Source organism: Flavobacterium tagetis, from assembly GCF_016735615.1.
Lineage (GTDB): Bacteria > Bacteroidota > Bacteroidia > Flavobacteriales > Flavobacteriaceae > Flavobacterium > Flavobacterium tagetis.
This window is the reverse complement of sequence record NZ_JAERSF010000003.1, coordinates 673,461-688,678: the sequence shown is the minus strand read 5'-3', so window position 1 is coordinate 688,678 and position 15,218 is coordinate 673,461. Positions and strand designations below refer to the sequence as shown.

At 36.0% G+C, this 15,218-nt stretch carries 7 protein-coding genes; 2 read left to right on the top strand and 5 right to left on the bottom strand.

The genetic code is table 11. The features are described 5' to 3' along the window. Positions 1-52 precede the first annotated feature (52 nt). On the top strand, positions 53-1,111 hold the full coding sequence (locus JI750_RS16965) for an SDR family oxidoreductase (protein WP_202004722.1): 1,059 nt from the start codon (positions 53-55) through the stop codon (positions 1,109-1,111). 260 nt (positions 1,112-1,371) lie between these two features. On the opposite strand, the gene JI750_RS16960 is transcribed toward JI750_RS16965, so the two are convergent. The 5 genes from JI750_RS16960 to JI750_RS16940 form a co-directional block, all read right to left on the bottom strand. Then, positions 1,372-2,997: a glycosyl hydrolase family 18 protein gene (locus JI750_RS16960; protein ID WP_202004719.1), complete on the bottom strand. Its 1,626-nt coding sequence runs from the start codon at positions 2,995-2,997 to the stop codon at positions 1,372-1,374. A gap of 172 nt (positions 2,998-3,169) precedes the next feature. Beyond that, entirely contained in the window at positions 3,170-5,821 is a 2,652-nt protein-coding gene (locus tag JI750_RS16955) for a beta-1,3-glucanase family protein (RefSeq protein ID WP_202004716.1), read from the bottom strand. Between the two features lie 124 nt (positions 5,822-5,945). Continuing rightward, positions 5,946-9,227 (bottom strand): family 16 glycosylhydrolase, encoded by a 3,282-nt coding sequence (locus tag JI750_RS16950; RefSeq protein WP_236673068.1) that lies wholly within the window; start codon positions 9,225-9,227, stop codon positions 5,946-5,948. Between the two features lie 318 nt (positions 9,228-9,545). After that, a complete protein-coding gene (locus tag JI750_RS16945; protein WP_236673067.1) occupies positions 9,546-12,473 on the bottom strand; it encodes a triple tyrosine motif-containing protein in 2,928 nt (975 codons plus the stop codon). 458 nt (positions 12,474-12,931) lie between these two features. After that, the gene (locus JI750_RS16940) at positions 12,932-13,576 is read right to left on the bottom strand and encodes an HAD family hydrolase (protein WP_202004710.1); all 645 of its coding nucleotides are present in this window, start codon (positions 13,574-13,576) and stop codon (positions 12,932-12,934) included. A gap of 214 nt (positions 13,577-13,790) precedes the next feature. Here JI750_RS16940 and JI750_RS16935 point away from each other — a divergent pair, with 214 nt between their 5' ends. After that, the gene (locus JI750_RS16935; RefSeq protein WP_202004707.1) at positions 13,791-14,960 is read left to right on the top strand and encodes a BT3233 family polysaccharide utilization protein; all 1,170 of its coding nucleotides are present in this window, start codon (positions 13,791-13,793) and stop codon (positions 14,958-14,960) included. Positions 14,961-15,218: the final 258 nt, after the last annotated feature.

The following is a 15,218-nucleotide window of genomic DNA, read 5'->3' as shown; positions in this document are numbered from 1 at the left end:
TTTAATCTTCCGAAACCGCCAGAACTTTGTAAAGAATTTAAATACAAAGAAAATGGAAACAAATAAAAATACTGCTTTAGTAGTTGGCGCAAACGGAGTAATCGGCACAAATCTTATTGATTATCTTTTATCAACAAAAGATTGGAATGTCATAGGATTGTCTAGAAAAGGAGGAATAGATCGTGAGAATTTACAATTCATTTCTGTCGATTTGCTAGATATTGAAAACTGTAAAAAGCAATTATCTGAACTGAAAAATATTACTCATATTTTTTATACGGCTTATCAGGATCGTCCTACTTGGTCTGAGCTTGTTGAACCTAATATGAAAATGCTTCACAATGTAGTAGAAACAATTGAACCTATTTCTGAAAATCTGCAGCATATAAGTTTAATGCAGGGATACAAAGTGTATGGTGCTCATCTTGGCCCTTTCAAAACTCCTGCAAAAGAAAATGATGCGGGACATATGCCTCCAGAATTTAATGCTTCGCAACAACAATATCTGGAGAGAAAACAAGAAGGGAAAAAATGGAGTTGGAGCGCCATTCGTCCGTCAGTAGTTGGCGGAACGGCACTAGGAAACCCAATGAATTTGGCTCTTTTAATTGCTGTATATGCATCAATTTCAAAAGAATTAAATATTCCGCTTCGATTTCCAGGAAAAATTGGAGCTTATGAAAAACTGATGGAAATGACTGATGCAGGATTATTAGCAAAAGCTACTGTGTGGGCAGCGACAAATCCAAAATGTGCTAATCAAGCTTTTAATATTACAAATGGCGATTTATTTAGATGGCAGGAAATTTGGCCTAAAATTGCAAATTATTTCGAAATTCCTGTTGCTCAACCACTTCAAATGGAGTTAAAATCTGTAATGGCAGATAAAGATATTGTTTGGAAAGACATACAGGAAAAATACAATTTAGAAAAACACAATTATGAAAAATTAGCTGCTTGGGAATTTGGAGATTTTGTTTTTTCTTGGGATTATGATTTTTTCTCGAATGGAATTAAAGCTAGACGTTTTGGCTTTCATGAATTTATAGATACCGAGGAAATGTTTTTTGGTCTTTTTGATGAATTTCGTCGCAAAAAAATTATTCCTTAAATTTTACCGCTAAGAGCGCTAAGAATACGCTAAGTTCGCTTTTTTTTAATCTCGCTAAGACGCAGAGCCGCAAAGTTTTTTATATGCTTTGTGAATCTGCGTCTTTATGTGCAATTTAAGCTTAAATCGATAAATTCTTATCCATGCAACTTTGCGTGCTTTGCGGTTAAAAAAAGGCCGTCTAAAATAGACAGCCTTTCTTATTACATTAAAACCTAAAATTTAATGTATCTAAAACCATTATGGCAAATGGGTTATGATTATTTTTTAATAAAACGTCTTACCGTTTTAATTCCATTCTTCTCAACTGAAATAAGATAAATTCCTGTTTTTAAAGTCGAAACATCAATACTGTTATTGTTTACAGTTTGAGAAAAAACAGTTGCGCCACCTTCTGTGTTGATGACATTTACATTTCCGCCAGAAACCTCCGTGCTAAAGAAAAGCTGACTTTCAGTTGGATTTGGATAAACTTCCAAACTTGCAATGGATTGTTCTGTAGTTGGTGCAGCTGCTCTTGCCGTTGAACCCGATTTTGTTATTCTAAACCAGTTAATATTAAAACCAGTATTTTGGACATAGATTCCAAAATTGTACGTTCCTGCATTTACGTTTACGGTTTGCGTAATCGTCTGCCAGTTTTGCCATCCTCCAGTATTTGGAACATTTATGGCACCAAGCTGAATCGTTCCTGCATTTAAATCAGATGATAATCTACCGCCCGTAACCGCACTTGAAACGCGATATTCGATTTGATAAGAACCAGAAGTTGGAAAATTAATATTGTAATACGCCATCCAGTCGCCTGTATCGCAATATCCAACATTTAGGCCACCACCTGTATCGGTTGTTGCTTCGGTTTGAACACCGCTCATTGTATTGTAATTTTCGGCCTGAATTGTAGTTCCAGTTGCAGGAGGGTTACTTCCTGTAATTACCTGATTAATGGCATTTAACAAAGATTTAGTTCCTGTTGCATCCTGCGACAATTCCCAAATCATAACCCCTCCTGCGTTCTGAATCGCAAAAGTTGTTTTTTGTTTGATGGTTGGAATTCCGTTATAGTAGATTGTATTTCCTACCTGATCCAAGTTTTCAGCTCCAGGATATTGCGCTACGATATTAGCATAAGAAATTCCCTGGTTGGCAGAAGCTCCAAAACCATATCCGTAAAAAGGAACTCCGATAATCGCTTTGCTTGCTGGCAATCCTCTTCCTGTCCAATAATTAAACTGATTTACTGCCATGCTATAGGGAGAATGCTGACCCGGATTGTTTGGCGCCCAAGGCCCTGTTGCATCATAAGCCATGATATTAATCCAGTCATAAGCTGCAAAAGTAGATGAAGGTACATTGGCACCACCATATCCTTCTGAAAGCGCTGCTGAAATCAATTTTCCATTGGCATGCAATTTATTAGCCAAAGCGATTACAAATCCGCCATAATCTCCATTAATTGCTGGACCTTCCAAATCAACGTCTACTCCATCAAAATTGTGAGCCACGACATAATCATAGATCTTCTGGATAAAAGCCATTCTGTTTGCTGGCGTAATCAGATTAAAATAATTGTCACGAATTGCTCCGCCTTCTGAAACTGAACCTCCTCCAAGCGATACAAAAACTTTTACGTTTTGTGCGTGCGCCGCATTGATAATGGCATTACTTCCCGAATTAAAACTTAAGTAACCATTGGCATCAGGATTTTCGAACGCAATATTAATATGCGTCAATTTACTGTACTGAATCGTACTTGAAAAAGCATTTAAATCAACCCAATTTGGGACATAAGCGATAACTTTCTTTTGGGCTGCCAAAAAATTAAAAACACCCAGCATTAAAATAATCATGCATTTCTGCAGCATTCTTCGGTAATTGTTTTTCATAATAATTGTTTTAATAGATTAATAAACTCGTAAACATGGGACGGTTATTTGAGTTAAATATTTCTGATTTTAGATTTCAGACTTTAGATTTTAGATTTGCAATCTAATTTCGTAGAACTAACACTACCTAAATTAGTATCTAAACTCTAAAGCCTGAGATCACTTTTTAAAACTATTTCTTTATGAATCGTTTGATGGTTTGTTTACCGCCTTTTTCAAAAACTATAAAATAGATTCCTTTTCTTAGGTGCGAAACATCAAAACTATTATTGTTGATTTTTTGTGAAACTACAGTAGCGCCCGTTTGAGAATCTACAATTTTTGCAGTTCCTCCAGAAAGATCTGTTGTAACAAAAAGGGTGTTTTCTACTGGACTTGGATAAACATTTAAAACCGTTTCTTCTGGTTCTTCTACTGTTTCAGTTGCAGCCATTCTAGCTGTTCCTGCCACTTTTGTGATTTTAATCCAGTTAATGTTCATTCCCGTATTCTGAATATAGATTCCGAAATTATACGTTCCTGCGTTTACATTTACGGTTTGCGAAACGGTTTGCCAATTTTGCCAACCTCCCGTATTCGGAATATCAACATTTCCTAAAACTATAGCTCCAGCATTTAAATCTGCAGATAATCTTCCGCCTATAACTGCGCTTGCCACTCGATATTCAATTAAATAAGAGCCAGTTGTTGGGAAATTAATACTGTTATATGCCAGCCAATCACCTGTTTCGGTGTAACCAACATTTGATCCTCCGCCAGTATCTGTAGTCGCTTCAACTTGAATTCCGCTCATGGCTGAATAATCTTCGGCTTGAATTAAAATGGAAGTTTGAGAAGATGTTGCTGGAACTAGTTTCCATTGTCCACAAGTCTGATTGTTATTATCCCATTGCTGCACAATTGCTCCAGAAGCAGTACTTGCTCCTGCTACCTCAACAATTCTTCCGCTGTGACGGGCAACAATTTTGTAATAACCATCGCCAGTAGAAACTAAAATAAACTGTTGGTTTGTGGTAGCATTGTATGGATATTGCTCTACTCTTGCACCATTGGCTTTATTGAAATTATTGATATCCATTGACATACCACTATGATTAGCAATGATTTTATACATTCCGTCGCCTAAATGCGTAAAAGTAAATTTCTGATTGTTTCCAGAATTCAAAGCTCCCTGATTGATTCCTGCTCCATTTGACATGCTAGAATTCCAAACATCCATGTATAAACCGCTGTTTCTGTTTTGAAGAAAGAAAGTCTGATTTCCTAAAGTTGCCGTTCCGTTTGCAATGACTCTGATCGAACTTACTTTATCATTCCAAGTCGTATTCAAACAAGAATTATCAGAATTGATTACCGTTGAAGCTCCTCCAAAATTATCGTCTTGATATAAAATCGCCTGATAACCTTGAGTTATTTTAAGTGAAGAAATGTCATCATTTAAAACTCCTAAAGAATTTAAACGAGCTAAATTATAATCTCCAATTGTTAATCCGCCTGAGAATCCTGTGTAATTGCAATCTTTGTAAACTGTAATAACATCTGTCGTAGCTGGAACCGAAGGCGTTGTAAGTCCGTAATAACCTCCAAAAGTGGCAATAACTTTGGTTGGTTGTGGCGAATGAAGCGACGGCGATTGATCGGCAACATCATCATAAGCAAAACCGTAAGCCAGATTGTCAATATTAATTCCTGGCAAATGCCAAAACTTAGAGTAATGATTGGTTGGGTTTGTTTGATAATATTTCGATGCATCGTACCAATTCTGCTGGCCTGGATTTGCCGTTGTAGTATTTACCACATGTCGGTTGATCGCTGCTGTTAACTGAGCCTGAATTACTAAATCCAAATCTCCGTCAACCAATCTTCTGTCCAAAACACCTTTTCCTTCAAGAGCTTCTTGTGTTGTTGGTCGGTTTTGAACGCGTCCAGTTCTTCCAACAAAAGCTCCAGACTGTCCCACCATTTCTAATTGTTCACCAATAACTCTTCCTTTAAAAACTCCTGCATCTCCTGCATAAAAGATCAAATCTTCATTTTTGTATTTGTTCCAAATCGCGTCGATATATGATTTTAAATAATTTGCGTATGGACCTGATCCTTCAGCATAAGCTGGAGTTTTTGACGGAGCAGTAATTTCTCCCGTTGCATCGTTTACACAGCCTTGAAATTCTGCTGGAACATTTGCTTTAAAAGCGGCAACAATATCAGCGTGTTTTTTCAAATCGCCTACTTTCTTTTGGTATCCGTTAGCGCCAAACAACTCCAATCCCATTGGATACTTGTATGAATCTACACGTGTTGGATTTCCGAAGAAACCGTATTGATTATTGGTCAATTCGATCATTTCATACAAAATTCCCTGATTCGGATCTGTCGCATTCTGAGGATTTGGCGAAGCATATCCTGAGGGCGCTCCGCTGGCACCGAAAAAATAAAAATACAATTGTGAACCTTTAGAAATAAAAACTCGGCACCCCGCAATTAAAGGTAAAGTGAAGGTTTTATTTGGAATTTCACTCAGTTTTGTAAAACATGCTGCGTATTTTGAGTTTTGTCCCGGTCCCGTGTTTCCGCCATAAGTTGGTCCTGTAACGGTGTTATAAGAAGCGCTCATTGGCAAAACCTGACTCGTTTTGGCATTTACCCAAACGTGGTTTCCTGTAGTATAATCGATTCCCACAATGGCAACATATAAATCGCTGTCTGCAAAAGTGGAATTATTACTTATCGTAAAAGGAACTGGTCCCTGACCGTACATAAAAGTCGAAAACACTAAGAACAGTGCGGTCAGAATAGAAAATCTTTGAATTTTATTGTTTTTCATATCTAAATAATTTTGGGGTTACATAATAATTAGATTCTAAAACCAAAGTCATTTTCAAATGACTAAACGATCCGCCAGGTGCAACTGGTATGCCCTCCTTGAATTGCACCCAACGGATTTAAAATTATTTCTTAATCAGCTTCTTGCTCCAACTTTTCTGGTCTGATTTGAAGTTTAAAATGTAGATTCCTCTACGAAGTTTACTTATATCAATTACGCTTTCATTTCCTTGAGGTCTGTTTTGCAGAACCAGATTTCCTGTGTTGTCATAAATCGTAATGACTTTATTGTCCAAATTTTCAGGAGATGAAACTTGAACATAATTAGTCGTCGGATTTGGATACACAGCAAAAACCTCTTCTGCCGTCTGAGGTTCTTCTGCAACATTCAAAGCCATTCTAGCTGTTGACGAAGATCCGTAAGCTTCAATTTCATACAATGAATATCCATAAGGAGCCAAAGCTTTTGCTGTACATAAAATACGCAGATATCTTCCTGTTCCGCTTACTGTTAAATCATCAGTTCCGCCATCGCTTGCAGTTTGCGTGCTAATGGTTTCATTTTCGGTGAAAACATTATCTGTCGAAAGCTGTACTTTGTACTGAGTTGCATAAGCTGCTTCCCATTTTAATACTACGCGATTAAGAGAGTAATTACTTCCTAAATCAACATAAATCCATTCCGTTGCATTGGCAAAAGAACTCGCCCATCTTGTACCTCCGTCTCCGTCTGTTGCTTGGTTTGCAGTAAAAGTCGTATTTTCTAATGTCGAAGCCGTTGCTGTTTTAGCCAAAGCTAAATTCACATTTGGCGTTTCTGTAGAGACTAAATTTAGAGCTCTCAGATTATCAAAATAATAGGTGTTTCCAGAATTAGTTCCCGGTTCAAACAAGAAAACAAAACGGTTTACATCATTATCTGGTGTCGAAGCATCTGGCGTACTTACATATGTAAAAGTTATGGTATGCCAAGCGTTGCTTTGTTTTACAACTCCTTGATAAATACTGTGTCTTCCAACAGGATAATTGGACGGAACCGAAGCGCTGCTTTCTGCCTGCCAAGAAATGATTGATCCAACTGGCGCAGAAGTATACACATCCATCGCGAATTTTTTTGTTCCCGTTTTGAAATCTCCAATGTTGTTTAAAGTCGTATTGAATGAGAAGTTATCATACAATTCTGTTGACTTACGAACGTATTTTCCAACATTCGAAGAAGTATTGATTCCGCTTGCATTTGGATTTGCGGTATTTGCCGTATAAGTTCCAATTGCATCTCTAAATGTAATATTGTGAATGGTTTGATAATCTTCATACACAATACCAGGCGTAAAAGTATCTGGAAGTTTAGTAGAACCAATTCTGATATTATCAAAATAGTACGTATCGCTTGTATACGAGCCCGAATTAAACAATAAAACCATTTGATTTACTGCCAGATTCGAAGTTCCAGCATCCGGACTGGAATTATAGTAGAAAGTTAACGTTTCCCATTGATTTTGTTTGGTTGTAATGGCTACGTAACTACTATTTCTTCCTGTCGGATAATTAGCCGGAAGCGAAGTCGCGCTATTTTCAAAATTCATACTTACAACCGTACCAATTGGTGCTGTTGTGTACACATCGATCATGATTTTATTGGTTTGATTTTTAAATAAACCTGCATCTTCGATTGAAGTTTGTGTATTAAAGAAAAGTACATCGTACTGTTCTGATGCATTTCGGACATACTTTGCCACATTTGCAGAAGAGTTAACCGAATTTGATCCTGGATTTGCCACAACAGAATAAGTTCCCGTTGTAGTTCCTTTTATGATTTTGTTGGCTCCATCATAGTTTTGCAGAACATCTGTTGCAATAATTGGTTTTTCTGGTGCTGCTTTTGTCAGCAGATTGTCAAAATAATACGTCGCTCCAGAATTTGAATTCGATTCAAAAAGAATCACAACATTATTAATCGCCAATGCACTTGTATTTGGGTCAATTACTTTTTCAAATTCAAATTCTATTGTTTCCCATTTATTCTGAACCGTTGTAGTAGCTTTAAAACCACTATGTCTTCCTGACGGATAATTGGTTGCAGTCGTTACATTGCTATTTTCCAACTGCATGGATATTTTTGTTCCAACCGGAGCCGAAGTATAAATATCAAACGAAAGCCTTTTTCTTCCGTAAACATAATCATTCGCATTAGTGATGGTTAAATTTCTAATATTCAAAACATCATATAATTCGGTTGAATTTCGAACGTATTTTCCAACCAAAGCTGACGTGTTAATTCCTGTGGCAGAAGGATTCGCAACAGCTTCTGTCAAGACTCCCGTTTTTACAGGATACAATACATTTCGATTGCTTTGAAAATCTTCATGTATTTTTTCTACTGGCAATGCTGGCTCGGTTGTAACCGCCAATTTATACGTATTAACATTACAGCCTGACACTGTTGCAGCTACAGAAACATCTCCACCAGAAGTTCCCCAATTTACAGTAATCGAATTTGTTCCCTGCCCTGATGCAATTGTTGCTCCTGCTGGCACAGTCCAGTTGTAGGTCGCCCCTGCAATTGCATTTACAGAATAGGTTTTACTAGTTTCATTTTGGTATACTTTGCTATCGCCTGTTACCGCATATTTAAAACTCCCATCGTAAACACGAACATAATCGACTTGTAATTTTGCTGGGAAATCACCTGGAACTGGCGCTACTCCAGCTCCATTTACACTGGTGTAAGGCGTTCCTGCACTACCAACAGCAAGGTTTAAAATGATATAAAACTGACTATCGTTAAAAGGCCATCCGCCATTAACTGTCGTATTTGGTGTTGCGGTGTGAAATAAAACATCATCAACAAACCATTTAATATAATTTGGTCCCCATTCGACCGCATAAACATGAAAATCCGAAGATAAATCTGTTGGAGAACTATAGCTTCTGCCAGTAAAATGATATCCGTTTCCATCATAATGAATCGTTCCGTCTACAGATTGCGGATTCCTGTGTTTGGCTTCCATAATATCAATTTCACCGGTATACGGCCAGTTTCCGTTTACAGGAAGCATCCAGAAAGCTGGCCATGCTCCCTGCCCGTTAGACAGCTTCATACGAGCTTCAACTCTTCCGTATTTTAAAGAATACTTTCCTTCTGTTGTCAATTTTGAAGAAGCATAAGGCTGATCTGGAAATGAAGCATTCGGCTCATATTTTGCCTGAATGTTCAAATAGCTGTTTGTACCTTCTTTTACAATTGTTGCCTGATTCGGGTCGTAGCGCTGCGCCTCAGCATTTCCAAATCCGCAGAGCGATGGACAACCGTTTCCTGAAATACTTTGCCATTTGGTCAAATCTACTGTTGTGCCATTAAATTCATCCGACCAGACTAATGTATTACATTGAGCTTGCGTTTTCATAAATGGCAGCAGTAAGAATAAAACTGCGACACAAAATTGTTTTAATAAATAGGAATTGCTTTTCGGTGGTCGGCCGAAAAAAAAGTCTTTTTGCTTCATTTTTAAATAGGTTTTAGTTAGTAAATGTTATTTCTTCAACAAAACCACTTTACCAAAAAATAGTTTGTATTTTCCGACAATAACAAAGCAATATTAACTAAAAAATCAGGCAAGACTTACATTTTGGAGTACGGTTTGACTACGGTACTATCGAAGAAATGTAACAAATCATCGATGAAATGCATAAAATCACTTCAGATTTCACTTTTACGAGAAAAATTAAAAATTAAGAATGAATTCGGTGATATTCGTATCTGACGGAAGCTGCAATTTTTTACGAATGCGATAACGGGTATCTTCAACTCCTCTAACCGAAATTCCTAAAAGCGGTGCAATTTCTTTTGTATTAAAGTTCATTCTCAGATAAGCACACAAACGCATATCACGAGGAGTCAATTCTGGATAAGTCGATTTTAACCGCTGCATAAAATTATCGTGCAACTGATTAAAGATTTCTTCAAACTCATTCCAATGTTTGTCTCCCTGCAATTCGTGATCGATAAGTTTATTGATTTTTGTCAGCAGACTAAAGTTCACATTCGGATCATTCTTCTTATCAATCTGTCCGATTAAGTCTTTAATAGAAAGTAAAATTTCATTTAAATGAATCAAATTGACCGTATTTGAAGCTACTTTAGCATTTTTCAGATTTATAGTTGTTTGAAGATTCTCGCGCACAATAGCCATATTTTGCTGTTCAAATGTCAGTTTCTGTTCATTAAGTTCTGCACGGCTTCGAAGCAATTCTTTTTCCTGATTTTCTATTAATTGACGACGTTGACGCTCTGCAACAGATTTCTGATATCTAACAATTAAGTAAATTACAATACTATAAAGCGCAAAATAAAATAAGTAAGCCCAAAAAGTTCTATACCAAGGCGGTAAAATTTCAAAATGAAAAACAGCTTCTTCACTCACGACATCATACATGTTTTTTGCCCTTACGTGAAAAATATATTCTTTTTCAGGCAAATTCGTATATTCTTTCTCAGTCTGAAGACTATAATCTGACCAAGTTGGTTCAAAACCTTCGAGCCAATATTCATATTTTGTCGCATCGGCATCCTCAAAACATAATGATGCAAAAGAAAAATGAAGCGCATTATTAGAATACGAAAGTACGGTCAAAAATTTATCATTTACAGATCCCGTTTTGTTTGGCAAAACATCATAACGACTGGAAAACAACAGACTATCTTTAGGAAAGATACATTTTACTTCAGAAATAACCGCTTTATATTTCGTTTGATATTTCTTGTTTTTAATAGCGCTGTAATGAATTAAACCTTCTTGCGTTCCAAAGAAAACATCGCCGCTTTCTGTAGTCTGAATATTTTCGAAACCAGGAACATATATGTAACGAAGCTTTCGAAAAGGAAGTTCTTCAATCTTAAAACTTCCCTTTGTCTGCCTGCTCATTTTCCCTGTATTTTCACCAGAAATATACCAGATATTATCCTGATGGTCTGGTTTTAATAATCGGATATGGCTTTCCAATCCGAGATACTTTTTAAAGATTGGATCTGGAATCATTTTTTTTGAAGACAAATCCTGTCTGTAAACCCCTTTTGTCGTTCCAAACAAAATCTGATTATCTACTTTAAATGTATTCAGAAACAAACTCGACGGAAATCCATTTTTGTCATTATAAAACTGAATATCAATAACAGAATCAAATGCTGCATTGAATTTTAGTTTATAAATCCCTTTGTATCCGTGTGCAATCCAGATATTTCCCTGTTTATCGGTTTCCATAATTCTGCTGCTTTCTGCAAAACCTTTTATACGATGCTGAAAAACCCAAGAATCATTTATTTTCTTCAAGAGATACAATCCCGTATAACCGCCAACAAGCAATAAATCAGGATGATTCGGAATTAGAATTCCCTGCCAAGCGCCATCAATTTTGGCTAACGCTTTCGCGGAATTTCCACTGATTTCGAATATTCCGTTCTTTTCAAAAGCCAACAACGAATTTCCAAAAACGCCCACATTCCAAACCATTTCAGACATTCCAGAAATATGCTGAAAGGTTACATTTTCTCTTTTTCCACTTTTATAAGCTTCCCAATTCAGCCAAAATAAACCGTTGTCTGTACCGATATATAATTTATTCTGGTAAATCTGACTGCAGTAAATTTTGGTTTCAGAATTCGAACTGTCTATAATTTTGGACAAAGGAGATGAAATCTGAATTAGTGAAATTCCGCCTTTGAGCGTCACCCACAAATTTCCTTCCTTATCAATTTTAAAATTAGTTACATACTCATTCTGAAGTCCCATTTGTTTGTCAATATGCTGAATCAAATGTCCTTCACTATCTATAACTATCAGCCCAGACTGGCGGGTTCCGATTCCGAAATATCCATCAGAAAGCTGAATTCCTGCCGAAATCTGATTCTGCTTCAGCAAATTATCTACTTCTGTTACAAATGGTTTAATTTGGCTTCCGTCAAAAACGAAAAGACCATTTTTTTGAGTGAATAGCAAAAGTCCTTTTTGGGTTTGAAAAATCTTTCGAACCTGCATTCCAATAAACTTTTGACCATTTTCTACTGGAACTAAAGCATCGTTTTTTAGTTTTAATAATCCTTTTTCGTTATCCGAAACATAAATTTCTTTTCCTACTTCGAAGAAATCGTCAAAAGACGTTTTTGCGTTTATGATCTTGATTGCATTGTTTTTATAAATAAAAATTCTTTCGTAGGAGAAAAAAATCACTTCACCATTTCGCATGACCGCATGAAGCACATCTCCAAAATTTCTAGCCGCTTTAGGAAGCAGTTTTACTAAAGAAGTATATTGATATTGCCCATTTGGAAGCTGAATTACAAATCCGAAATCGCCTTGAGCGCCAACATACAGTTTATCTTTTTTATCAATTGCCATAGAACGAACCATGCTTCGGTTTTCTGGCTGTGTCACAATCGCCCAACGCACGCCATCAAACTGCATGATTCCGAAATGATTAGCAAAAAACATCATGCCCTTAGAATCTTGCAAAACATCCCAATTCTCAGATGCCGCTTTATATACTTTCGGACTATAATTGGCTATAAAAGGAACTCCAATCTTTTTGATTTGGGAATTGATAACCAGAGAAAATAATAGGAATAGAAGTAAAATTCTAGTTTTAAATTTCATCATTCTGTAGCGGTCTGTAGGTTAGTTTTGTGATTTTTTTTTTGAAATCACAATCTGGAAAATACTTCTTTGGGAAAAGTCATTTTCTAGATAAAAACATTCTTCGCTTTTAAATGTATTAATAACAATTATTCATTATTACCAAACCAAAAAAGAGAATACTTAAACTCAAATATATAAAATTTTATTTTAATGCAACAAATTACATTTTAATGAGAGAATTTGATAATTATAGATTTTGACGCAAGTTTTGTCTTTTTGAGGAACGAGAAATCACACACGAAAATCAAGAAAGATTGGTATTTACAGAATAGAAAATCTAGTGTGATTTCTCGTTCCTCGAAATGACAAATAATACTAATATTTCATTACGTGCGTGCCTTCGACTTCGCTCAGGCTGACAAGTCGCTGTCAGGCTGAGCGAAGTCGAAGCCCATTCCAACAAAACTTGAAACAAAAACTTAGAATCCCAGTTTTGCACTTAACTCTTCATAAGAACTAAAAAGCTCTGCTCCTTCTTCTTCTAAATCTTCGTTATTAAAACCATTTGCAAAACCATAAACTTTAAATCCGCCCCTTATCCCAGCTTTTACACCTGCTTTACTATCTTCAACAACAATACAATCTTTTACCTCAAAACCCATTACTTCGGCTGCATGAAGGAATATTCCAGGTTCTGGTTTCCAGCTGCCAATTTGATACGAACTGAATATTTTATTTTCGAATCTATCCAACAGTCCTGCTACTTCAAGATTTAAACGAATTTTATCTACTGGTCCGCTTGATGCAACGCAATACGGAATTTTCAATTTTTCAATATTTTCGATAAAATCTATAATGCCTTCCATCGGTTTTACTTGAGTTTTAAAAGCCTCAAAACTCTTTTCACGATATTCTGTCTCAAAATTTTCAGGAAGTTTCTGGTCGATTGCATCTTCAATGTGTCTGAAACAATCTTTTAGATTTCGACCGTTAAAATGACGATAAGCATCTTCCAATTCCATTTCAAATCCATGTTCCTGTGCCATCGATAGCAATATTCCGTTTCCTATTTTTTCTGTATCGACCAAAACTCCGTCACAATCGAAAATAATACATTTAACCATTTCTGTTGATTTTCATTTATTTATACAAACTCCCGAAGTCAAAATCGGAAAATGTAAATTACAAAAAATAATCTATTTCATTTTCAAAGCTTTTCTGTTCATTTTCAAGTTTCTGTACAGAATTACTCCTATTCTGTATTTTCAATTCCGTTTTGATTTGTACTTTTATAATCCTATCAAACCTAATTTTTGAAATATTAAAAACCGAAGAATTTTGAAAAAACATCTTTTTATCATAACCGTCCTGACAGCCAATTTTGTTGCTTTTTCTCAGAATAAAATCATTACGATTACCAACAATTTAAAAGTTGACAGAGAATTTGAAACCGTTGAGTTGACTAAAAAATCTCTTGGATTAAATGCAGATTCTAAACTTGAAAATTATGCCGTAAAAGACATTAAAAACAATACTTTCTTAGAAACACAAACAGTAGATAATGATGGCAACGGAACTGCTGATGTATTGCTTTTTCAACCAAAAGTTAAAGCTTCTTCAAAACAGGATTTTGAAGTTTTAATTGGCACAAATCCTAATGCTTCAAAAGTGGTTAGTTGCTACTCTAGGTTCGTTCCAGAACGTACAGACGATTACGCTTGGGAAAATAACAAAGTAGCATTTAGAACTTATGGTCCTGTAGCTCAAAAAATGGTCGAAGATAAAATTCCAGGCGGAACTCTTACCAGCGGAATCGATGCATGGTTAAAAAGAGTCGATTATCCAATCATTAACAAATGGTACGAAAAAGCCACAAACGGAACAGGAACGTATCATAAAGACACTGGTGAAGGTTTGGATAATTTTCACGTAGGTGACAGCCGCGGTGTGGGCGGAATTGCAGTAAACGTAGATGGAAAATATTATTTCTCTAAAAACTTCATTAGCTGGAGAACCATTACAACGGGTCCAATTAGAACCAGTTTTATTCTAACTTATGCCGATTGGGACGCAAAAGGAAATAAAATAACGGAATCGAAATTAATCAGTTTAGATTACGGAAGCCAGCTTTCTCGTTTTGAAATTAATATTACAGGAACCAAACAGATAGCCGCAGGATTAACGCTTCATGATAAAAAAGGAACAACTGGAACAAACCTTAAAGAAGGCTGGCTAAGCTATTGGGAACCTATTGACGATTCTGAAATTGGAATTGGTTTAGTTGCTCCAAAAAAAACTTTACTAAGTTTTGACAATCATGTAACAGACGAAAAAGACTTAAGTAATCTGTACGGAAACATTTCAGTAAAAAACAATAAAGCCATTTATTATGTTGGCTTCGGATGGAAAAAAGGAAGTCCGTTTCAAACTAAACAGGAATGGGAAAAGTATTTGAGTTCTTTTGCGGAGAAGATTAATAATCCTTTGGTTGTAAAGGTTAAGAAGTGATTTTTTTGCCACGAAGACGCTAAGACTCGAAGTTTTTTTAAGTCACAGATTATAGGATCAAAATGATTTTATTTCACGCAGATTTTGCTGATTATAGCAGATTTAATTTAGATTTTAATTTAAAACAAATCTGCCTAAATATTTTTAAATCTGTGTGAAATAAAAAAAACTTTGCGCCTCAACTCTATCGCGATTGTGAGATTAAAAAACACAAAGCCTAAAAAAAATCTTCGCGCCTTAGCGTCTTAGTGGCAAAAC